At 39.1% G+C, this 20087-nt stretch carries 21 protein-coding genes and 1 pseudogene; 5 read left to right on the top strand and 17 right to left on the bottom strand.

Annotated features, from left to right (window positions below):
• Nucleotides 1-77: 77 nt before the first annotated feature.
• Nucleotides 78-1271 (bottom strand): DUF4317 domain-containing protein, encoded by a 1194-nt coding sequence (locus tag RL70_RS00110; protein ID WP_039041406.1) that lies wholly within the window; start codon nt 1269-1271, stop codon nt 78-80.
• A gap of 263 nt (nt 1272-1534) precedes the next feature.
• On the opposite strand from RL70_RS00110, the gene RL70_RS00105 reads away from it, so the two are divergent.
• Nucleotides 1535-1957 (top strand): organic hydroperoxide resistance protein, encoded by a 423-nt coding sequence (locus RL70_RS00105; protein WP_039041405.1) that lies wholly within the window; start codon nt 1535-1537, stop codon nt 1955-1957.
• 84 nt (nt 1958-2041) lie between these two features.
• Here RL70_RS00105 and RL70_RS00100 read toward each other — a convergent pair whose 3' ends face one another.
• Genes RL70_RS00100 through RL70_RS00090 form a run of 3 tightly spaced genes read right to left on the bottom strand, consistent with a single transcriptional unit; the run spans nt 2042 to nt 3799 of the window.
• Entirely contained in the window at nt 2042-2383 is a 342-nt protein-coding gene (locus tag RL70_RS00100; protein ID WP_039041404.1) for a hypothetical protein, read from the bottom strand.
• A 14-nt stretch (nt 2384-2397) separates the two neighbouring features.
• Nucleotides 2398-3300, bottom strand: a complete 903-nt coding sequence (locus RL70_RS00095) for an anti sigma factor C-terminal domain-containing protein (RefSeq protein ID WP_039041403.1) — start codon at nt 3298-3300, stop codon at nt 2398-2400.
• Nucleotides 3287-3799, bottom strand: a complete 513-nt coding sequence (locus tag RL70_RS00090; protein ID WP_039041402.1) for an RNA polymerase sigma factor — start codon at nt 3797-3799, stop codon at nt 3287-3289. Before RL70_RS00090 ends, RL70_RS00095 begins: the two co-directional genes overlap by 14 nt.
• 199 nt (nt 3800-3998) lie before the next feature.
• Between RL70_RS00090 and RL70_RS00085 the strand changes: the two genes are divergently transcribed.
• Nucleotides 3999-4490: a hypothetical protein gene (locus RL70_RS00085; protein ID WP_039041401.1), complete on the top strand. Its 492-nt coding sequence runs from the start codon at nt 3999-4001 to the stop codon at nt 4488-4490.
• Nucleotides 4491-4560: 70 nt separating this feature from the next.
• Here the strand turns inward: RL70_RS00085 and RL70_RS00080 are convergent, their stop codons facing one another.
• The 4 genes from RL70_RS00080 to RL70_RS00065 all read right to left on the bottom strand — a co-directional run bounded on the left by RL70_RS00080 (nt 4561) and on the right by RL70_RS00065 (nt 7602).
• Nucleotides 4561-5310: an alpha/beta family hydrolase gene (locus tag RL70_RS00080; RefSeq protein WP_039041400.1), complete on the bottom strand. Its 750-nt coding sequence runs from the start codon at nt 5308-5310 to the stop codon at nt 4561-4563.
• Between the two features lie 30 nt (nt 5311-5340).
• Entirely contained in the window at nt 5341-5958 is a 618-nt protein-coding gene (locus RL70_RS00075; RefSeq protein ID WP_039041399.1) for a CoA pyrophosphatase, read from the bottom strand.
• Nucleotides 5959-6198: 240 nt separating this feature from the next.
• The gene (locus RL70_RS00070) at nt 6199-6975 is read right to left on the bottom strand and encodes a TatD family hydrolase (RefSeq protein WP_039041398.1); all 777 of its coding nucleotides are present in this window, start codon (nt 6973-6975) and stop codon (nt 6199-6201) included.
• 51 nt (nt 6976-7026) lie between these two features.
• On the bottom strand, nt 7027-7602 hold the full coding sequence (locus RL70_RS00065; protein WP_039041397.1) for a TetR/AcrR family transcriptional regulator: 576 nt from the start codon (nt 7600-7602) through the stop codon (nt 7027-7029).
• Nucleotides 7603-7747: 145 nt separating this feature from the next.
• Between RL70_RS00065 and RL70_RS00060 the strand changes: the two genes are divergently transcribed.
• A complete protein-coding gene (locus RL70_RS00060) occupies nt 7748-8506 on the top strand; it encodes an SDR family oxidoreductase (protein WP_039041396.1) in 759 nt (252 codons plus the stop codon).
• 260 nt (nt 8507-8766) lie between these two features.
• On the opposite strand, the pseudogene RL70_RS00055 reads toward RL70_RS00060, so the two are convergent.
• Nucleotides 8767-9843: pseudogene (locus RL70_RS00055) on the bottom strand (AraC family transcriptional regulator).
• A 234-nt stretch (nt 9844-10077) separates the two neighbouring features.
• Here RL70_RS00055 and RL70_RS00050 point away from each other — a divergent pair.
• On the top strand, nt 10078-11262 hold the full coding sequence (locus RL70_RS00050) for a YhgE/Pip domain-containing protein (RefSeq protein WP_039041395.1): 1185 nt from the start codon (nt 10078-10080) through the stop codon (nt 11260-11262).
• Nucleotides 11263-11309: 47 nt separating this feature from the next.
• On the top strand, nt 11310-11849 hold the full coding sequence (locus RL70_RS00045) for a PadR family transcriptional regulator (RefSeq protein ID WP_039041394.1): 540 nt from the start codon (nt 11310-11312) through the stop codon (nt 11847-11849).
• A gap of 145 nt (nt 11850-11994) precedes the next feature.
• Here the strand turns inward: RL70_RS00045 and RL70_RS00040 are convergent, their stop codons facing one another.
• The 8 genes from RL70_RS00040 to RL70_RS00005 all read right to left on the bottom strand — a co-directional run bounded on the left by RL70_RS00040 (nt 11995) and on the right by RL70_RS00005 (nt 19752).
• Entirely contained in the window at nt 11995-12825 is an 831-nt protein-coding gene (locus RL70_RS00040) for a MetQ/NlpA family ABC transporter substrate-binding protein (protein WP_039041393.1), read from the bottom strand.
• 16 nt (nt 12826-12841) lie between these two features.
• On the bottom strand, nt 12842-13504 hold the full coding sequence (locus RL70_RS00035) for a methionine ABC transporter permease (RefSeq protein WP_039041392.1): 663 nt from the start codon (nt 13502-13504) through the stop codon (nt 12842-12844).
• A complete protein-coding gene (locus tag RL70_RS00030) occupies nt 13497-14243 on the bottom strand; it encodes a methionine ABC transporter ATP-binding protein (RefSeq protein WP_052245690.1) in 747 nt (248 codons plus the stop codon). Before RL70_RS00030 ends, RL70_RS00035 begins: the two co-directional genes overlap by 8 nt.
• Nucleotides 14244-14390: 147 nt before the next feature.
• Nucleotides 14391-14840: a DUF1456 family protein gene (locus RL70_RS00025; RefSeq protein ID WP_231567204.1), complete on the bottom strand. Its 450-nt coding sequence runs from the start codon at nt 14838-14840 to the stop codon at nt 14391-14393.
• A 522-nt stretch (nt 14841-15362) separates the two neighbouring features.
• The gene (locus tag RL70_RS00020; RefSeq protein ID WP_039041390.1) at nt 15363-16628 is read right to left on the bottom strand and encodes an MFS transporter; all 1266 of its coding nucleotides are present in this window, start codon (nt 16626-16628) and stop codon (nt 15363-15365) included.
• Nucleotides 16629-17527: 899 nt separating this feature from the next.
• Complete coding sequence (locus RL70_RS00015) at nt 17528-18826, bottom strand: FtsW/RodA/SpoVE family cell cycle protein (RefSeq protein WP_039041389.1); 1299 nt, start codon at nt 18824-18826, stop codon at nt 17528-17530.
• The gene (locus tag RL70_RS00010) at nt 18816-19214 is read right to left on the bottom strand and encodes a helix-turn-helix transcriptional regulator (protein WP_039041388.1); all 399 of its coding nucleotides are present in this window, start codon (nt 19212-19214) and stop codon (nt 18816-18818) included. The genes RL70_RS00015 and RL70_RS00010 overlap by 11 nt, the downstream gene beginning before the upstream one ends.
• Before the next feature lies 1 nt (nt 19215).
• Nucleotides 19216-19752, bottom strand: a complete 537-nt coding sequence (locus RL70_RS00005) for a sigma-70 family RNA polymerase sigma factor (RefSeq protein WP_039041387.1) — start codon at nt 19750-19752, stop codon at nt 19216-19218.
• Between the last annotated feature and the right edge of the window lie 335 nt (nt 19753-20087).

The raw sequence follows: 20087 nt of genomic DNA, 5'->3' as shown, positions 1-20087 counted from the left end.
ATCAGCCTTTTTGTATCTTCCATTACGAATCTTCTGTGCTCCTTCGTTTGTTGTAAGATGCTAACTTACCTACAGACTTACGATTCAAACAATTCTTCTTCCATCAACGTAAATCCTTCAATCATCGTATCTTCTTCTACCTCGATTAAGAGACAGCGTTTGCCGTTGTAGTTAACTTGTTTCACGTATTTTAAATCTTGTGGGCTGATTGAAATATTTGCGACTTTCGTGCTGATTTTTATAGATTTTGATGTGTAACTCGGGACAACGTGGCTCGCTTTCAACTCATAGGATTCATCTTCAACTACAGATTGGAATGCCTGTTGTACTTTTTCGGTATCGACGTCTTCTGCTCCACTCAATTTCAATACACGTTCCAATTCTTTTGTATCCAATGTCGGGACGTAATCCTCATCTTCACCTTCGTCTTCCACGGTCGTCATTCGGTTGAGTTCATCATAGACGTTAGCCAGCATTTTGGTATTGACTTCATCTCCCACAACGTGCTTAACAATTTCTTCAAACACTGCTTTGTCATCTTCAGCCGTCATGATTTCTTCGCCATCTAGCACATTCTCGATAAATTGATAATCCGGTTTGTTCGCCTTACCCGCAGCATACAAAATGTGATTCACATCGGCTGCATTGTCAGTAAAACAAGGGAACAAAAACCCACCAATAGGCGAGGCTAATTTGACGACAGGATCAGTCATCTCGCTGGACTTAAACTCTCGTTCGATAAAGTCGAACACGAGTGAACTTTTCGGTAGTTCGGTGTGATTCATGCTACAAAGAATGAAAGGTGTTGTATACGCCTCGTCCCCTTCAGCCATTTCCAACTCTTCCAAGTTCTTTTTCGTCGGTTTATAATACTTCCCCCGAATGAACGTAATGACCAAGTCTTTTTCATACTGAGTGTCCTTGACCATTTTCTGTGCGATCAACTGCATGCTTTCTTTCCAATCATCCACTTCTTTTGTATGGAGTCCTGCGTATAAGAGCTGTTGGGTATTGTCTGTCTGCCCTTCTTTTACTTCTGCAAACCGAACCTCGAATAGCTTCATGGCGAGTTTTCCGCCTAACACCTTTTTAAAGTTCGCTAAAAATAATTCTTGTTGCTCCAGCTCCATTAACCCGAATGCTTGGCTCTCCTCGTGATAGATTTCATTGCTTTCCTGGCGAATGTAAACATTATAAATGTCTGTAATCATGAGTAAATCCGTATCTACTTTAAATTGTTTGCGAATATCAGCAATGTCTTTTTTATTCATATAAAGTCCCTGCTTTCTACTTTTAAGATCGATTGTTTTGGATCTGACTTAGCTCACATCCAACATAGAGTGTTCAAAGTTCAGCACTCGCTTTTGACTCTCTTACATTATAGCAATAGTTGCGTACATGGAAGAAATCTTGAGGGTTATTGAAGACTTGAATTAGGCATTAACAATACCTATCTGTTTCCTATGCTTAAAAACTTGAGCATAGGGTAAACACTATCTATCGTACTAAATAGAAAATAAGGAGAAGTGATATCATGTCAGAAACACTATTCACAGCAACTGCAACTGCAAACGGTGGACGTGAAGGACACGTTCAATCCTCCGATAATGTCGTAAGCTTTGATACAGCAATGCCCGGAACTCCTAGAGCTAAAAAACTAGAAAGCTCAACAAACCCTGAGCAATTGTTTGCTGCAGGTTATGCAGCATGTTTTGACAGCGCACTGCAATTAGTCGCTGGCAAAGAAAAAGTAAAATTCGAATCTGAAGTCACTGCAAATGTCAGCCTCCAGAAAGACGAAGCGGACCAAGGCTTTAAGTTAGCCGTGAAACTTCAAGTTAAAGGTACAGGTATTGAAAAAGACCAGCTGAAAGAGTTAGTCGAAAAAGCTCACCAGGTCTGCCCATACTCAAAAGCGACGCGAGACAACATAGAGGTTTCTCTGGAAGCCCTATAAAAATTCATTAGCACAAGAAATCCCCCGAAATGTAGCGTACCCATTTCGGAGGATTTTTTCATTCTATTTGGGACGATAGGCGTCTTATTTACGAATACTGAAAACCAATGCGATTAGAATACTGACACTGAAAATAACGATTGGAACTGTGAGTGTCCAAATATTCGCTAATGTGATGAATGCAATGCAAATGCCGATTGCTCCAAGTAATGCCGTTAAATAACTAGTTTCCCTCTCATTCTTCATAGCTCGATACAGGATGATGACAGGAATGTTAGATGCAGTAAGCAACAACAAACCAAGCAATACATCTATTGAAAAGATTGAAGTTGTTCCAAATAAAAAGAAGGATATAATACTCACGGCACTTATATTAACTGCAAGCGCTGCAATGATGAAGATGACTTTTCGAACTATGTTAGACATGACATGTTCCTCCTCTAGTTGTGTACACTTGCTCCAATTGATATATTTTTTACGAAGTCGAGTTGTTGTAATTGTTGTAAATCATTTGCTGATCCTGTAACAACAGCACCAATTACTTCTGGAGATTCACGATCAATTGCTTCTTTAACTTGCATCAGATTCTCTTTATCTGTTCCTCGATTTTTGGAAATCGAAAGCTTCAAATCCTCTTGAAAGTGTTCTGCAGGATTTTCGAAACGGGCTCCACTTTGATCTACTGTAGAAATGCCGACAACTTCATCCTCAGTGAAAATGGGTTGCTCTTTTTGCATCGCCTTCACTTCATTTTCGTCAAATACATCAAGCCATAGCCAAGAGGGTGTAAGTGATTCAGGGAATTGACTTTCAAGTTCTTCGGGAGTGAAGGATCTGCTAAATGACAGCGCCACTTCATACAACGTATCCTCTTGAAGGGATGTTAAGTCTTTGTTGTATTCCTTATACACCACATTTGGATGCATGAACGTCGTCACCTTCTGCCCATTCGTTCGAAACACTCCATGATCACTGGAAACGAATGCATCTACCGTATTATTTTTGTGCTGAACGGTTTTCAGTTCGACAGGAATACCATCTACTAACTTGTAAACTGGAGCAGTCGCACTCGATCCTAGTAACTTGGGGTGTTCTTGCCATTGACCGACATACATATTTGCTCCGAACACCGTGTAATAGGTTTCCACTTTTGCTGTATCTTGTGTCAATAGATAGGGGGTGATCCACCACTTGATGATGACTAGAAAAGCAACTGTTGAAAGTACTAGAATTAGATTGATGACCACGTTCTGTTGAATGTTCTTCCGTTTTGCTTGTTTAAATAGATTGGTTGAATCATCATGATTAAAGATTGCATCGAGATCGTTATCAGAATTTCTCATCGTTTTCACTCCATTTTTTCTTGAATGCAATGCGTGCCCTGTATAAAGAGGTTTTGACTGTATCAACTTTCATATCGAGCAGTGATGCGATTTGTTCATAGGACATTTCAAATTCATATTTAAACAACAGTAAATTACTAAAAGCAGGAGTTAACTCACCTAACACGTGCTGAATGGCCGCTCTGCTTTCTTTACCAAGTAAAATGGACTCGCCGTCTTCTATCGACAGCAATTGCTCAATTCCATCTGGCTCGATGTACATCATAATTTCCCGATTCTTCTTTTTGCATAACGTAAAGTATTCGTTTCTTGCAACACGGAATAGCCAAGAAATCGGATTCTCCATCGTAGTGTGGATATTATTGACGATGGCTTTCGTAAATGTGTTTTGCGCAATATCCTCGGCATCTTGGAGAGAGGAACCGAGCTTCATCAAGTAGTTTTGGATAAACAAATATTTATCTTTGTATAGCATCGATAATAGGTCTTCTTCTGTCATGTGTCCGCTAAGCTCCTCTCTCCTATATAACAATCGAATTCGCAAAAGGTATACAGCCATTTCAAAACTTTTATAAAATAGAGCAAGCCGCAACTGGCTTACTCTTTTACAGTACTATTCGTATCCTAGGATTCACTAAGTTGGAATGCAGGCATACTCTATGTAGACGTAACTCAAGCATATAGTGGGGGGAATTGAAATGATAAACTATCAAGCCTTTGCTGGCATCGTGACTGCCATTAATGACTTTTCTATCGGTCAGTATAACGAGGTGGGCTGTTATAAGCTAATGTCAGTTGATAATGGTTATGGAAACGTAGTGAATTTTGTAGTGGCTCCGACAACTTACTTTGTCGATCACGAAGTCGTATCAGTCGGGGATCAGGTAACAGGATTTTACGATGGTGATGCACCTGCGCCTCTTATCTTTCCACCCCAATTCAGTGCGTTAATTGTAAGCAAAAATGTACGAGGACAATTTGTGAAAGTCGATCATTTTGATGATCAGTTAGTAAGCAGTGATCACACGTTACAGCTGAACATGAATCCAGCTACTAAAGTCGTCCTGCAGAATGGGCAGCCTTTCACTGGAAACCTGGCCAATCGAGATCTACTTGTCGTATATGGTGCAACAACTCGGAGTATCCCTGCTCAGACGACGCCTTATCAAATCGTTGTGTTATGTTCGTGATTTAAGTGTACCCTGCATGTGGATGAACTTTCTGCATGCAGGTTTTATCTTAAGGTAAGCAAGGTTTTCTTCACTCGCTCAGTTCTCCCAAAAATTCCACAATGTATTTAACGGTGTCTTGAATTTGCTGATCCCCTGACAACGAAGAGTCTCCATCGCCTTTTTGATGACCATACTCTCCAAAACCACCGTGATTCCCACCTTTTATTTCGATGAATTCCGCATCATTGGGCATGATTTCCTTTGCATTTTTCACTTTCTCCAGATCTGCCACCTCGTCGTTGCTTCCCCAAAGGGACAACACGTTTAACGATGACTTGCTCAAATCAGTCTTACTTTGAGGATAGGATGCAAGTAACACAAGCCCTTCTACATTCTCATGATCCAGCGCATAATCGGACGCCATCACACCACCTAATGAGTGACCACCAATGACCCACCTTTTAATCTCAGGATGGTTACTTATGATCTCATCCGCATGATTAGGAGAAAGAATCGCTAAGTTAAATCTCAAGTCTGCAAGAATAACAGGATATCCTTTCGCTGCAATTTCTCTTGCCATCGTTGCGTAAGCAGGTGCTTCCACTTTGGCGCCAGGATAGAAAATAAATCCGATATCATGCGCCTCGGAAATCGGTTCAAATAGAATATCTCCTTCGTCTTTAACTATCAACTGATCATCTGTTTCTAAGCTTTTCTTTGCAGATGGAATTGCCTCATAGGAAGTACTGACGAAGATGAAGAATCCAGCCATCGCAATCAGCAGTAAGGCTGCAATTCCTATAAGGATCTTTACTGTCCATGACTTCTTTTCTCTCATTTTCATGGCTCCTTTATGTGAGATACTATTTTATTTAATCAAATCGATAAAGTGCTTTAATATCCGAGCAGTCAATCCCCAAACAATATACTCTTCATATTCATAAAACCATTCTTCCTGTGACCGCTTTCCCCATTGGTACCGCTCTCCATTGTAGATTTTATCGAACGGGAAGTCAGGCAAGGGCGCAGGTTGAACCGGTACTCTGTGAAGAACCGGTTCATGGTCAAGTAACCACTTCAATGGAATCGCAAAGACTTCCTCGACTTCATCCTTATTAAATGAGTGGATAATTTCATTGTAGTCACACACCGCAACAAAGGGATAGACGACAAACGAAGGAGATGCAATATATGGACTCAGCTTTCCAATGATGTTGACGGTATCTGGATCGACCCCTAATTCTTCATGCGTTTCTCGCAATGCAGCATCCATTGGAGAAGCGTCTGCCAAGTCAATTCGACCTCCTGGAAAACTACTATCTCCCGGCTGTTTACGCATTGTCAGAGAACGCCTCTCAAAAACCACATGCCACTCGCCTGATTCTTGAACGAGCGGTACCAATACCGCCGCGCGAAATGCAGTGTCTTCTCCAATGAACAATGACTCATTGTCATTTAGTCGTTTCTTCCAATCCTCCAAGAACATAAAGTTTCTGCACCTCCATGCTTTCTCATAAGGTTATCGTATCATTGGCGGGTGAATAATTAAAGAATCTCAAGAGAAGCTATTTCCAACCGTTTGTTTAATTTACATCACGTAAGTAAATTAGGGTGAAGATATTCTCCCCCCACAAAAAAGCACGAGATCATCAAAGTGAAATGATCTCGCGTTCTGTATGATTACAGTTTAAATGGATGTGCCAATCTATTCAGCTCTTCACGACCATTATATCCTATAAAATTTCCGGGTTGTCCCATAGATTTGTCGATAAACTTCTTCTACTCTTATCCCCTTAATATCTGCGATTGTTTCTATACTATGGTGCATCATGGATGGATGAGTCATCTTCTCTGCAAATCGGCCTTTAAATGGCCAAGGTCCATCTGTTTCCACCATTAATTGTGACAGTGGGGTTTGTTTGACTATATGTTGAATCTCTTGTTCATAAGTAACATCGGGCGTAACCGATAGAACATACCCATTCCGAAGAACACGGTCTAGAACTGCGTCATCCCCTTTAAACCAATGGAAATGCGCCTGTGTGATGTGATAGCTTTCCAACATGTCACATACAAGCTCAGCATCTTCGTAAATAGCATGTAACACGATGGGTAAATCACAGTCTACCGCTTTGTGCATAAAGCGCTCAAGTAAATTCACATAAGGCGCTACATCTATCTCCGGCTCCTCCTGACGCAAATAATATGGAAGACCGACTTCTCCTATTGCAATGAGACAGTCATGATTAGCATTAATGAGCTGCATAATTCCTTCAAGCTCCCTTTCACTCGGCAGCGACTGTTCTGGATGATATCCGATAGCAGGTTTAACCCGACTGTCCATTCGGGCAAACTCCAGTTGCCTAAGTGAAGAAGCTAAATTGTTTGAGACTGCAATTAATGATTCAACAGACGTTGCTTCTAATTCATCTAGAATTTGGACACGTTCATAATCCTCATACATATCTAAGTGGATGTGTGCGTCAATTACGTTTCGGTTCATGAGTTGTCACCTGCTTTTGTAATTTTTCATTTAATCATAAACGGAATGCCGTCAAGTACCCTTGGAATTACCTGATTGTATATTTACGATTTGGACGAGTTGGCGGTTTAAATAATCAGCGCTATAGATGAAATCCTTATGGTACCAATCAATGATGATTCCAATGATGGCATTCGCCTGATAAGAGCAATGTAGCTCGTGGTCAATTTCTTCATGCAATATCGCTTCTTGATCCTTAAGCAATAATTGTTTGATTTCCTCAAACAATAAATAATAGTACAGCAATGGGACTTTCTTTGAAAACACAATGCGGTAGAAGTGCTGATATTTTTCAATGTGATGGAAAATACGTATTGTATCAGGATTTAATTCTTTTGTATTCAATACAGTCACGTGGCGATACGGTTCTTGATAGGACCTCGCCAAGTCAGCAGTAATTTCTTTGAAGTACTCTTCAAATAAATTCTCCACTTGAGCATAATGCAAATAGAAAGTACCTCGGTTCACCTTTGCCTTTCTGCAAATCTCTGATATGGAAATATCGTCCAAGCTCTTTTCATCTAATACCTCCAGCAAAGCGTTATGCAATGCCTCTTTTGTTTTTATCACGCGCAAATCTGTCCGCATCCCTTTTCACCTCTTATTGAACAGCTTTTAATAGTTCTGTTCCTTAATGAACAACTATTAACTATTTGATTATTGTAAGAACTCACACTCAATACTATAATTTTATTGAACAGGTGTACAGTAAAATCAGAGGAGGCAGATTCAAATGAGATTAGAAGAAAAAGTAGCCATCGTCACTGGAGCAGCATCCGGTATGGGAAAAGCAATTGCTGTAGGGTACGCAAAGGAAGGTGCTAAAGTCGTAGTGTCCGACATCAACATGGAGGGTGCTCAAGCTGTGGTAGAAGAAATTAAAGCTTTAGGTGCAGAAGCGATTGCAGTTCAAACAAATGTGGTATCTGAAGAGGATGTGCAACGGCTATTCGATGAAACAAAAGAAGCATTTGGTAAATTGGACATCCTTGTAAACAACGCCGGTATCATGGATGGGATGGAGCCTGTTGGAGAAGTTTCAGAAGAACAATGGGAACGAATTTTCTCTGTGAACACAACGGCCGTCATGAGATCTATGCGCATTGCAGTGAACCTATTCATGGAACAAGGACACGGCGCTATCGTCAATAACATCTCTGCAGGCGGACTTTACGGTGGTCGCGCGGGAGCTGCGTACACAGCATCAAAGCACGCAGTCGTCGGTCTAACAAAAAATACGGCATTCATGTACGCAGACAAAAACATACGTTGCAATGGGATTGCCCCCGGAGCAATCGCGACAAATATCAGTTCTTCCATGAAAAATATAAGCGAGTTTGGTGCTCGTCGCCAATCACTTGGTATGTCCCTGAACCCGCGCGTCGGACAGCCTGAAGAAGTAGCAGAGTTGGCCATCCTCCTAGGATCGGATGCTGCGAGTTTCGTGAATGGACAGGTAATTGGTGTAGATGGAGGCTGGACTTCCTATTAAGGAATTCGAATTGTGTAGGCGTGTCTTTAGAACTTGAGAATAGTCTTGAATGAGATTAGTTGGATCAGACACTTTTAAAGACCAAAAGACCCGTGCGTTGCGGTCTTTTGGTTTACTCGTGATACGGATTATTTTATTAGTAGTACGTACGAGTTAAACAGAAATTTATATTTTACTTTGCACGATCTGACGGTTTACTAATCCACTGGTACAGCTGCACTCCTTATGCGCTTCTTCTAAACAAGCTCAGTGATATTCCCTTACTGTGCTCTATTTATCAGCTCTATATACTGAGTGTCTCCATACCCGATCATCGGGAAAACCTCAAATAACCGCTTAAGCAATTCGGATTGAGACAACTGTTTATTTCTTGCAATGTATTTAGTAACAGGATTGTTTTCTGTCTGCATTTCTAGATACAACTCGATTGCCTGGTACAACACAGGCAGCACTTTATGTTTCGGCTTCTTGTGATTCACAAGCACGTCTTCATAGACTGAATAATAGGTTCCTAAAGCAAGTTCAGTTTGAGTTACTTTAAATTCGTCCTCTCTAAAACTATTTAAATACACCGTACCTTTATAATCCGACTGCTCAAGATACGCAAGAACGGTTAGAAGATTCATCTGACAAAACATATCTTCACCAAACCACAAAACTATATAATTATAGTTTTTCTGATTGAGATTTATTAAAGGTTGCATTACTTTAGAGATGTAACTTTCCATAGAGACATGATGTCCTAAAGCACGTGTTTCAATGAATGTGGAATCGAAAATTGGAATTGTCGTTTCATGGACACACATCGCTTCATTAAATGGGGCATAATCGGAATTTCCCATCAGTTTTTTATTTTTGAACTCCTCATACATGACTTCCCCATTTAAGATATTCAACACATCCCGGTCAAATAATTCACTCTTTTCACTATGCAAGTTTGCTACTTCTGTTTCTCTACGAGTATTCATACTATCTCCGTCCTTTCCTGGATGAATTATTAGTTTGGCAATTGATTGAACTGGCATTTGATGGCGTTGAAAATCTCTTGGACTCACACCAAAAACTGATTTAAAAGCTCTGCTATAAGCCTCTTGCGATGAATAGTTGTAATCAACAGCGATATCGATGATTTTACGATTCATTACTAAATCTCCTGTAGACAAATATAATCTTCGAAGCAAAATGTAACGCCGCACACTAATACCGGTTGCTTGATGAAACTTAAAAGAGCAGTAGTATGTGGAATACCCCATATGACTTGCTTACTCGTCCAATGAGAACTCCCCTTGTAAGTTGTCTTCTATCCAATCAATCATTTGCTGAATACACTCATTCAATTTCATCACTCCTGATTATCAGTATACGCTGTAGCTAGTCCATTCATATGATAGTTGTTGTGCTGATTTAGCACTTTCACATTTCACTTGCTACAAATTCCATCTGATCCTTATCCAATCAAAATAGTTGACTTCCTAAGGAAAAAGAATAAAATGATGAGATACTTTAAACAAAGTACTTTTTCTAAAGTCCTTAAGTTAAAGTGTATATTGAATTGGAGAGAGGAAAAACACATGAAATTCACACAATTTCTAAAAACAAGAGGTTCCATTGCCGCCATCATTATGGGGGTATTCTATGCGATTGCCATGCTAGGGGTCTTCTTGCCAGGTTATACGGCTATTCCAGGAAATATTGATAAGTTACCGATTGCAATCGTCAATGATGATGCAGGTGACTATGGGGCAAAAATTGCTGATCAATTACAAGAAAACTTACCTTTTAAAGATATAGAAACAGATATCAAAAACAAACAGGCACTAAAGGATTTAGAAAAAAATGATTTAGCTTTAGTCGTTCATATTCCCGAATCATTTTCTTCGGATATGCAAAACGGTGAGACATCATCTAGTATCGACTTTACAATTAATGACGCAGGAGCAACAGTCATTTCTTCTTCTATGAAGTCAGTCGTTACAGAAATTAATAATCAGCTGAGTGAGCAATTCTCTCAACAAACTGCACAAAGCGTTTTGATGAATTTTAATGTACCTGAAAAGCAGGCCGCTGAATTAGCCGAGAAAATTGAAACGGCTTATGTCGGAAACGTGGTAACCGTTAACAAAATACCAGATGGCATGCATAACAATATGCTTCCTATGTTCCTAACAATGGCGAGCTATATCGGGGCTATGATTGGATCCATGCAATTAGTAGAAGCTTTTAAAGAAAGCCGTGGAAAAGCTAGCAAGACGCGACTATTCATCTACTTACAATTGACTGCTCTTTTAATAGCAGTGTTATCTTCACTAGCAGCTACAGGAATCACCTATTTAGTGAACCAACCTGATGGAAGCTTGTTCTTTAGTATCATTGGTCATCAGACCCTCATCTATATGGCAAGTTTCAATTTCACAGCGATTCTTATTTTCTTATTTGGATCTGCTGGTATGATTCTCAATATCCCACTAATCTTCGTACAGACTTTAGCAAATGGGGCAGTCATCTCACGTGATATGATGTACAAGCCATATGAATGGGCGAGTCATATCACACCTATGTATTATTCAGTACAAGGTTACTTAGCAGATTTATATGGAAGCATTAGTCCAAGTCCATTCCTTTGGTCTCTAGCTGCAGTTGGTTTAGGTGCAATGGTCATAAATATCATAATCGTTGCGACCGTTCACAAGTCCAAACCAACTGACAAGTCCGCAACAAGGACTGAAATCGAAGAAATTACTAAAGTGTTGTCTTAATCATGTTATAATAAGAATAATTTATTCTTATTAAAGGGGCATTGCGAATGAGCATTCAAGTGTTTATATTAAGCAAACTAATGATAGGAAAAACCTATCCTTATGAGCTGAAAAAACAAATGTCTGAACCCATTCCATTGGACGAATTAGGTGGAATCACAGAGAGTAAGCTGTACTATCACTTCGATGCTCTGGCAAAACACGGTTTAATTGAACCTGTTGAAATCATAAAGGAAGAACATCGACCGGATAAACAAGTATTCGCGATTACGGCTAAAGGCCGTGAAGAGTTCCCCAAAAAGATTTATAAGTTATTTGAAGCTGCCAACGACATTAATGACATTGTAATCGGCTTAGCTAACATTAAATACGTTGATTCTGAAAAAGTAGTAATCCTTTTAAAAGAGAGATTGGCCCATTATAAAGCGCATTGGGATCGTATCATGAATTTTGAAAACACTACTCGTAGAGACAAAAAAAGTGAAAATCTCAATGAACTGCTTATTGGATACTTTACAACAAAATCTGATCACACAATTTATTGGCTTGAAGAAGCCATTAAACAAATTGAACAGGGCAATCTATAAAGGGACTCTCCAGAAAGTCAGTGAGAACTGATTTCTACGAAAGTCCCTTTTGTTTGTTCAGATACAAAAAAATGTGGAAAGAGCGGAATTGGAAAAGGCTTTAAGAGACAGGGATCCCCGCTCTTAAAGCCTCTTTATGTTTTAATCAGAATGCTGGAATTGCCGTTTCGTCGTAGTTGTCTTCCAAAAACTTACGGACCTCATCGGAAGTCATTGCTTTCGATAACTTTTGAATCGGTTCCGAATCTGCATTATCATCACGGGCAATTAGCGTGATGGCAAAGTCATTTTCAACACCTTCTGTTAGAAGCGCATCACTTTTTGGTGTTAAATTTAGTGGTGCTGCATAAGCAGGTGTCATGATGACTGCATCTGCATCATCATACATTCTAGCAAGCATCAGTAAGTCCACTTCTTTGAACTCATAGTTCTTCGGATTCTCTAAGATATCTGCTTTTGTATAGTAAGGTCCTTTTTTCTCTTTTAATGAAATGATGTCTTGCTGAGCTAGTAATGCTAATGATCGGTCAATATTTGAAATATCATTTGCAATTGCGATGCTCGCACCCTTCGGTAATTTGTCCATGGAGTCATAGTCTTTTGAATAGACGCCGTAGTTGGCAAAATAGATGGGGGTAATCGGAACCAGTTTCGCATCATTGTTGCGATTGAACTCTTCCATGTACGGAACATGTTGGAAGAAGTTTGCGTCTACTTCTTTTGCAGCAAGTGCACTGTTCGGTTGAACGTTATCCCCCAACACAACTATTTTAAGGTCAATACCTTCTTCTGCAAGGGTTGGTTTCACCAGTTCCAAGATTTCTGTCATTGGTGGAATTAATGACGCGACTTTCAATGTAACGACTTCATCTTCTTTTGTTGGAGTCTTTTCAGGTTCATTAGCAGAATCTGATTTGTTACAGCCTGCCAATACTAAAATAATACTCATCGTTAAAAGTAATAGAATTTTTTTCATGGTTTTCTCCTGTTCTTTATCGTTTGTCGATCCATCTTGATACAGACGTCCCCGTAAATTGGATGAGCTGTACCAGAATGATCATGATCACAATCATATAGATCATTAAATCTGTCTTAAACTGCTGATAGCCATAGCGGATCGCAAAATCACCGATTCCTCCGCCTCCTACCACTCCCATAATGGTCGAATAAGAGATGAAGCTAATGATAGAGGTCGTTAATCCGAGGACGAGTCCGGAACGGGCCTCCACGTAAAGAAACTTAAAGATGAGTTCTTTCAAAGAAGCGCCCATCGAAATCGCCGCTTCCATCACACCTTTTGGCACATCCAATAACGCTTGTTCCACTAAACGAGAGTAATGGGCAATCGCGATGATTGAAAGTGGCACAGTTGCAGCTGCGGTGCCGATTGCTGTTCCAATCAGAAGTCTGGTAAAAGGAATTAAGAAGACGACTAACAATAGAAACGGAAAGGAACGGACCACATTCACGAATAAATTGACGACGGAAAAAACAACCTGATTTTCAAAAGCTTGTCCCCTACGACAAAGGTATAACAACGTTCCCACAGGGAGCCCAATTAGAATAGCCGCAAGGATGGAAACCGCCACCATGATGAACGTTTCTCCAATCGCCTGCCAAATTTCAGCTTGGTATTGAACGAGTACTTCAGGCATCGCGATCACCATCTTTCATGAGCTGTTCTACAAAGTGATTCGCAGAGCTTTCCGTCGCCTGAATGCCTTTAGGTGTAATGGACAACGTATCATGGACAGTCCCTTCCGTAAGCACAGTTACACGGTTGCAGATGCTTTTAATGACCTCCATCTCATGACTCACAAGGACAATGGTGACCCCAAGTCTTTGATTGATATCTGCTAAGACTGTGAGGATTTCAGCGGTCGTATGGGGATCAAGAGATGAAGTGGGTTCATCACATAACAGCACATGCGGGTGGTTCGCAAGCGCTCTTGCAATCGCAACCCGCTGCTTTTGACCGCCACTTAGTTGCGCGGGATACTTGGCCTGAAAGCTTTCAAGTCCAACAAATCGCAGACACTCCAAGGCTCGGTTCCGACGTTCATCTTTAGGATACTTTGCGAGTTCAAGTGCGACAACCACATTTTCGTACACGGTTTTATTGGCCACTAAGTTGAAGTGTTGAAAGATCATCCCGATCGATTTACGAGCTTCCCGAAGTTGCTTGGCGTTGAGTGCGGTCAACTTTTGGCCGTTCACCTCAACTACTCCATCATCTGGTGTTTCCAACAAGTTCATGAGTCGCAACAACGTCGACTTTCCTGCACCACTCGCTCCAATGATGCCATGGATATCACCTTGTGCAATCGAGAGTGAAATGGGTTGAATGACTGGAACACCGGTAAAACTTTTACTAACATTATGTAGTGAAATCAAAGATACTCCCCTCTCTCTAGTTGAAAGGTGGCTGCAACCTTCATGATTATAGCTTATCACGTATTCGCTGTCATATTATCTGCAGAGCAACTAAAAAAGGTAGGCTCCGATAACGATTCGGGGCCTACCTTTTAATTGCCATTTGGTTCATGCTCGATATATGTTTGCCAACCCTTTTAGGAAGTTTCTAGCGTATCGATCGCCACACTCTTTATAATTACGATGTCCTTCTTTTCTTAGAACAGCGCTCAATTCACTTTTTGACACCGTGACACCTACGTCATTTAAGATATCAATCATTTCCTCACTAGTTAAGGAAAGTGCAATTTTCATCTTCTTGAGCAAGATATTATTCACGTTTCTATTATCGGCTGTCATTAAGAACTGATTTTTGAGAGTCTCTGGAGTTTCCTCTTGCGGTCCTCTTTTTAATGTTACACACCCGTTTAAAAAGGACTCTAACGTCGTGTTGTCGATCATTTTAATGTACTCTTCGTCTGGCGTTTCTCCATCTGCACTAACTTTTGACTTCGATAACATATCCTGGACTTCTGCCTTTGTTGTTTCGAGTCCGCCTAGAGCGAAAATCTCAACCATTTCTGCGTCTTTTATGTCGAGTGCGTATCTTAGTCGAGTTAATATATCGTTATTATTCAATATGCTCACCTAAACCTTTCTAATTCGTACAGTAAGTATTAGTATAATGCTTTTTCTTATTCATTGCTTCCCCTGCCATCCCAATGCCGAATTTATCTCGGCATTTCAACAATTATTAGAGTGGTTGAACTCCTAATTCAGTTAGTAGTGATATTAATTTCCCTCATCTATTCTTGACATGCCTAATCAGCGACTGTATACGTCCAATAGCGCTCTTTGCATTGTTAACTATTTAAAGAATAAAAAAAAGAAGTTAGCGATAACTTCTCGTTGCTAGTTATTTATTATATTTAGGCAACTTTATGCACTCCATAAAAACTAAGGACATTTCCGCCTAAAATAAGGATCGCCGTACCTCTTTTTAATAAAGTCCACCTTTATAGGAATACACGAGGATTCTTAATTAGGTAAACACCGTATGGCTTATCCATATACTTTGCTTAAAAACACTTTAACCTATTATTAATTCCACAATCCTGCTTTTTCAAATTTCTTTTTTCCTTTAAATGCGAGAATAATGGCTCCCACATTCAAGAGAAACATTATAAAAATTCCATATAGCACATAAGTGTAACTACCTGTAATTTCAAATATAAAACCGTATCCAGGTAACGCAACAATACCTGCAACTGCCAATCCCGTTATTGCAAGTCCATAAATTTGACTGAACTCTTTATTACCAAATAAAGCAGTTGTCAAAAGTGGCCCTAATGTTCCAAGAGATGCAATAACAAATCCATATAGGCCAGTAGCTAGTGTAAACATCATTGGGTTTTCAGGAACTATTATAAGAATTCCTACTGGAACTAACCCTAGAAGCATGGCAGAAATCGCTGTATTCTTCACTCCAATTCTATCACTGAGAAAACCAAAGAAGATCGCTCCAATTACAATACCTACTGACCATGCGCCCATTGCATTACCCGCAAACTTGATATCATAGCCCAACCCCATTGCGAAAGGAGCAACATGTTGGTTAAAAGCAGCTATTGATGTTTCAAAGAAGAAGAAAAATAGTAAATAATAAAATACACTTGATTTTTTTGCTATGGCAGCAGTAACCCCGCTATTTGTTGTTGATTGAACTTGAATCTCTTCATTTGGCTGAACTACATCCTTACCATATTGCTCTAAACCTTTATGTTGTGGAGCCTTTCTAATCGTTAATAACACAACAGGAATAACAACCGTCATTACACCTAACCCTAAAATAATATACGTATTTCTCCAACCCTCACTTGCGATTAAGTTACCTGCTACCGGTTGAAGAAATGCTCCTATTAAGCCTCCAGCTCCCACCATAATACCTATAGCCACGCCTTTGTGCTTTTCAAACCAATTATTAATAAGTACAGGACCCGCCAATTGTGTTACAAATACAGATCCCATTGCCATAGGGATAGCAAACAAATACCATCCCCATACGGAGTTCATTAACCCAAACATTGCAAAGGAGCCTGCCTCCAAAATTACAGCAGTCACTAAAATTATTCTAATATTATATTTTGCAATCATCTTACCTGCAATCGGTAGTGATATCATGGTTACAATTGATGAAATACTAAAGTACAATGTTAAACTTCCCATTCCAATCCCTAAATCTTCTGTAACCGGAGTTAAAAATAGTCCACCAGTTGTTAAAATACCACCTTTTGCAGCTCCGACCATTACAACTAACCCTACTAATACCCACCAAGCATAGTGGATTTTTTTCTTTGACTGACTCATGATGTTTTCCCCTATTCCATATTTCATTTCTATTTTCAAAGTAACCGTCTAACGTCCTTTTCTACTTTGAAAGAAGTTTTATGATGAAAGTGCCGTTATTAAAGAGAATTCTTCAGGTTAATATATCCATCATTAAATTTATTATTACCGCCTACTATACTTGCTCCTTCCCAACTAGTTCCTTAAAAAAATTATTTTATTTAAAATACAAGCAACATTCATAATTATAGTGACTTTTAATAACCAAGTTACTTTTCGTAACAATAATAAACCTCTGTGGATAATGTGTCAATGCCATGAACTTCGTTGGAATAATAAGATAAATTTAAATAATCCATATGTATACTATTTGTGAGTTTTGTTATTAATTCATAAATTACAGAGTAGGTATTTTAATAACTACGTCTCTGCCCTAGTATTACTTCAAACATAAAAAATAAATTAAAATTATTAATTCTATTAAAATGAATAAAACCCCGTCATATTTAATCGACGGGGTTGCATATTGTCAAACTCGCAAATATAAACTAAGAACACACCTTGTAACAATACTTCTAAGTAACAACTACAACAGGTATTTCTTTATGATCCCTTACTGATTGGGTCTCATATTAGTTTGAAAGAAACGATAGAATTTCAATGGAGAGTAACTCGAGTAAACCCTGTATGATTTCTGTTAATCAACACGACTGACAAAAATAATAAGAACCTTATTTACTTTGATACGGTTCTCCGTCTTAGGGATAAGCACAGTTTAATACAGCACTTTTATAAGTCCAACTAAGTCTCAATTTTGGGCTTTCTAGTGGGCTATCCTTCATTACCATTTTAAATATGAATTTTTCTGACGCTATTACAAATTGCGAAAAAGCGGATATAGGCTTTTCATACGGCTTTCTTTATGCTGAAAATACTTGTTTTCCGATGTACGCTTTTCGTCGATAGACACTTAAGACTAAGCCGATTAACAAGGCATTTAGCAGTAATGGTGTAATTCCGTAGCTAATAAATGGTAGCGGTACACCTGTTAGTGGTAAGAACCCAAACACCATGAAAATCGAGTAAATACTTTGACAGCTGTATAATGCCACTGCTGCTAAAACCAGTAGTTTACCAAATGATTGTGGCATTGTACGAACCATCCATAAAATGCGTAGTGCAACAGCGAGTATGACAATAATAACTGCGATTCCTGCAACATAACCATACGATTGAATCAACTGTGCCAATGCATAATCAGTATGTGCTTCGGGTACATAGTACATCGTCTCCGCACCGAACCAGCCAGCTCCTGCGAGTACTGTTCTTAAATGAAGCATCATGTAACCTGCTGAATCTGCGTATAATTCAGGATGTAAAAATGCTGCAATGCGCTCTGTTTGATAAGGCACAAGTAAATAGTTATAAGCATATACACTATACGCCAATAGTGCTAATCCAAGTCCCCCTGCTACTAAAAATACATAAAGCTTCACTTTTCGATTGAAATAGCTAAAGCTAAACAATACAGCTACAACTCCAATAAATAAAAGCATTACAGCAGGATTCGCTATCATTATGAAAAAGAATAACGGAAGTAGAAATAATCCTATCAGTGTCCAACCTTTCCATTTACGTTCAGTAAAAAACCCTGCAAAAGCTACTAATAATAATGGTAGTACCGCCCATGACTGAATACGAATTGGACCTATCGTAAACATTGCCTGTCCATTAACAAAGTCGGTCGGCATAAACCATAAACTAGATAATAACAACAACCCAACCCCATAAATCAGCATACTAAAGCGTTGCAATTTACGATAATCGAAATACATGATGACAGCTATTCCTGCAATGGCTAGTATAATATGAATAATTTTATGTTCGACAAAGTAACGATTCATACCTGATCCAAATTGTTGACTAAAATCCGTCGTTAAAATCGGTATAAAGCTTACGAGAATTAATAACATTACTGCACCAATTAGCCAGAAATCCCACTTTGGCCTATGAATTTTGTCCATCGATTTCCCAAGCTGTGAAGCAGAGCCCATTTCTGCAATCGCTTTTTGCTCTGCTTCTTTTGGTGAGTGGCCTTTATTCACCCAGGCTTGTTTGGAATTAGTCAGATGGTGCTGCAATTCTTCTTCTACATAGCTTCGTGCCTCTTTTGAACGAATATAGCTTGTAACTTGCTGCAGAAATTGTTTACTCGACATGCATTCGCACCCCCCAAATTAATTCTTTAACGGATAGCTTTACATGTGCATTATCTTCTTGTAATTGCTTTTTCCCGAGCTTCGTTAATTGATAATACTTCACACCACTTTCCCACCTTGCAGAAAGCCATTGGTTCTGCTCGGCTTCATGTAAAATCGAATAAATAGTTCCTTCATTGTTAACAATTTGTTCTACACCGCGTACATGCAGCATTTGCGTTAACTCCGTGCCTGATTTTAATTCTGTAAGCATGGATAGAATTGTTTGTTTTAGGGGCACAATGTGTAATTGGTTATGTATTTGCTTTTGATGCTTTGCCATGAATTCTACTTTATTAAAAACAGTTTGATCGACTGCTTTTTTCAAATTTTTTAAGCGTTCTTCCACCTTAATCACGCTCCAGTCGTTTTTTTAATGATTGTTTAGCTTTTCGAAGTCTCGTTTTTACCGTACTTTCGTTTAGCTGCAGGACGTCTGCTATTTCCTTCATCGATTGCTCTTCGTAATAACATAAATAGATCACTTCACGGTACTTCACCGGTAGCGCGAACACGGCTCGTGCTAACTCATCGTCTTGTTGCTGCTGAATAACCTGCTGCTCGACACAATCCCCACTATTCACTTGTGTGAATATGTTTTCTTCAGTCACATGCACATTTTTTGCATACCAACTTTTCAAATAATCTTTTGAATGATTAATCGCAATGCGCCATAACCAAGTTTTCATTGAGGAATTAAACTGGAAGGTTGGCAATGCCTTATAGCACTTCACAAAAATTTCTTGTGTTAAATCTTCTGCAATAGGGAGGTTACGTACGTACTGCATAACAAGCTGTAATATATCTTGACCATAATCGTTCATTAGTTCATCGATGATTGTTTCATACGGAAGTAATTTCGCTTGTTCAATTGAGTAACTACCCATTCCATGCCCTCCCTTCATAACATTAGACGAGTGCCGACTGTTATTAGTTTTCTTTTTATTTGCAATAAAATTGACTATGCAGCACCTTCGAGTAATTGTGATGAAAAAGAATTTTCTTTTAGTATCCCGTAGCATTTGAAATGGATAATTACATTTGTTGATTTTATTCGCGTCAAATAAAAATATCGTTCTCACTTAAAAGTTTGGTGACGCATTAAAAACCACTTCAACACTGCTAATTCTAAGTGTGAGGCATTTTTAAATACTGATTTATAATTATTGAGACGAAAATATTTAAAATTTAACTAAAACAAAAATCACCTAGAGTGTTGATA

Origin of the sequence: Sporosarcina sp. ZBG7A (assembly GCF_000813425.1) — a bacterium.
Taxonomy (GTDB): domain Bacteria; phylum Bacillota; class Bacilli; order Bacillales_A; family Planococcaceae; genus Sporosarcina.
Note: the sequence above shows the minus strand (reverse complement) of the source record. Positions and strands in the feature narration are given on the sequence as shown.

What these genes read in the sequence shown, in the direction of transcription:
- RL70_RS00110 (WP_039041406.1), bottom strand. Translation starts at nt 1,271, where the DNA reads ATGAATAAAAAAGACATTGCTGATATTCGCAAACAATTTAAAGTAGAT.
- RL70_RS00105 (WP_039041405.1), top strand. Translation starts at nt 1,535, where the DNA reads ATGTCAGAAACACTATTCACAGCAACTGCAACTGCAAACGGTGGACGT.
- RL70_RS00100 (WP_039041404.1), bottom strand. Translation starts at nt 2,383, where the DNA reads ATGTCTAACATAGTTCGAAAAGTCATCTTCATCATTGCAGCGCTTGCA.
- RL70_RS00095 (WP_039041403.1), bottom strand. Translation starts at nt 3,300, where the DNA reads ATGAGAAATTCTGATAACGATCTCGATGCAATCTTTAATCATGATGAT.
- RL70_RS00090 (WP_039041402.1), bottom strand. Translation starts at nt 3,799, where the DNA reads ATGACAGAAGAAGACCTATTATCGATGCTATACAAAGATAAATATTTG.
- RL70_RS00085 (WP_039041401.1), top strand. Translation starts at nt 3,999, where the DNA reads ATGATAAACTATCAAGCCTTTGCTGGCATCGTGACTGCCATTAATGAC.
- RL70_RS00080 (WP_039041400.1), bottom strand. Translation starts at nt 5,310, where the DNA reads ATGAGAGAAAAGAAGTCATGGACAGTAAAGATCCTTATAGGAATTGCA.
- RL70_RS00075 (WP_039041399.1), bottom strand. Translation starts at nt 5,958, where the DNA reads ATGTTCTTGGAGGATTGGAAGAAACGACTAAATGACAATGAGTCATTG.
- RL70_RS00070 (WP_039041398.1), bottom strand. Translation starts at nt 6,975, where the DNA reads ATGAACCGAAACGTAATTGACGCACACATCCACTTAGATATGTATGAG.
- RL70_RS00065 (WP_039041397.1), bottom strand. Translation starts at nt 7,602, where the DNA reads ATGCGGACAGATTTGCGCGTGATAAAAACAAAAGAGGCATTGCATAAC.
- RL70_RS00060 (WP_039041396.1), top strand. Translation starts at nt 7,748, where the DNA reads ATGAGATTAGAAGAAAAAGTAGCCATCGTCACTGGAGCAGCATCCGGT.
- RL70_RS00050 (WP_039041395.1), top strand. Translation starts at nt 10,078, where the DNA reads ATGAAATTCACACAATTTCTAAAAACAAGAGGTTCCATTGCCGCCATC.
- RL70_RS00045 (WP_039041394.1), top strand. Translation starts at nt 11,310, where the DNA reads ATGAGCATTCAAGTGTTTATATTAAGCAAACTAATGATAGGAAAAACC.
- RL70_RS00040 (WP_039041393.1), bottom strand. Translation starts at nt 12,825, where the DNA reads ATGAAAAAAATTCTATTACTTTTAACGATGAGTATTATTTTAGTATTG.
- RL70_RS00035 (WP_039041392.1), bottom strand. Translation starts at nt 13,504, where the DNA reads ATGCCTGAAGTACTCGTTCAATACCAAGCTGAAATTTGGCAGGCGATT.
- RL70_RS00025 (WP_231567204.1), bottom strand. Translation starts at nt 14,840, where the DNA reads ATGGTTGAGATTTTCGCTCTAGGCGGACTCGAAACAACAAAGGCAGAA.
- RL70_RS00020 (WP_039041390.1), bottom strand. Translation starts at nt 16,628, where the DNA reads ATGAGTCAGTCAAAGAAAAAAATCCACTATGCTTGGTGGGTATTAGTA.
- RL70_RS00015 (WP_039041389.1), bottom strand. Translation starts at nt 18,826, where the DNA reads ATGTCGAGTAAACAATTTCTGCAGCAAGTTACAAGCTATATTCGTTCA.
- RL70_RS00005 (WP_039041387.1), bottom strand. Translation starts at nt 19,752, where the DNA reads ATGGGTAGTTACTCAATTGAACAAGCGAAATTACTTCCGTATGAAACA.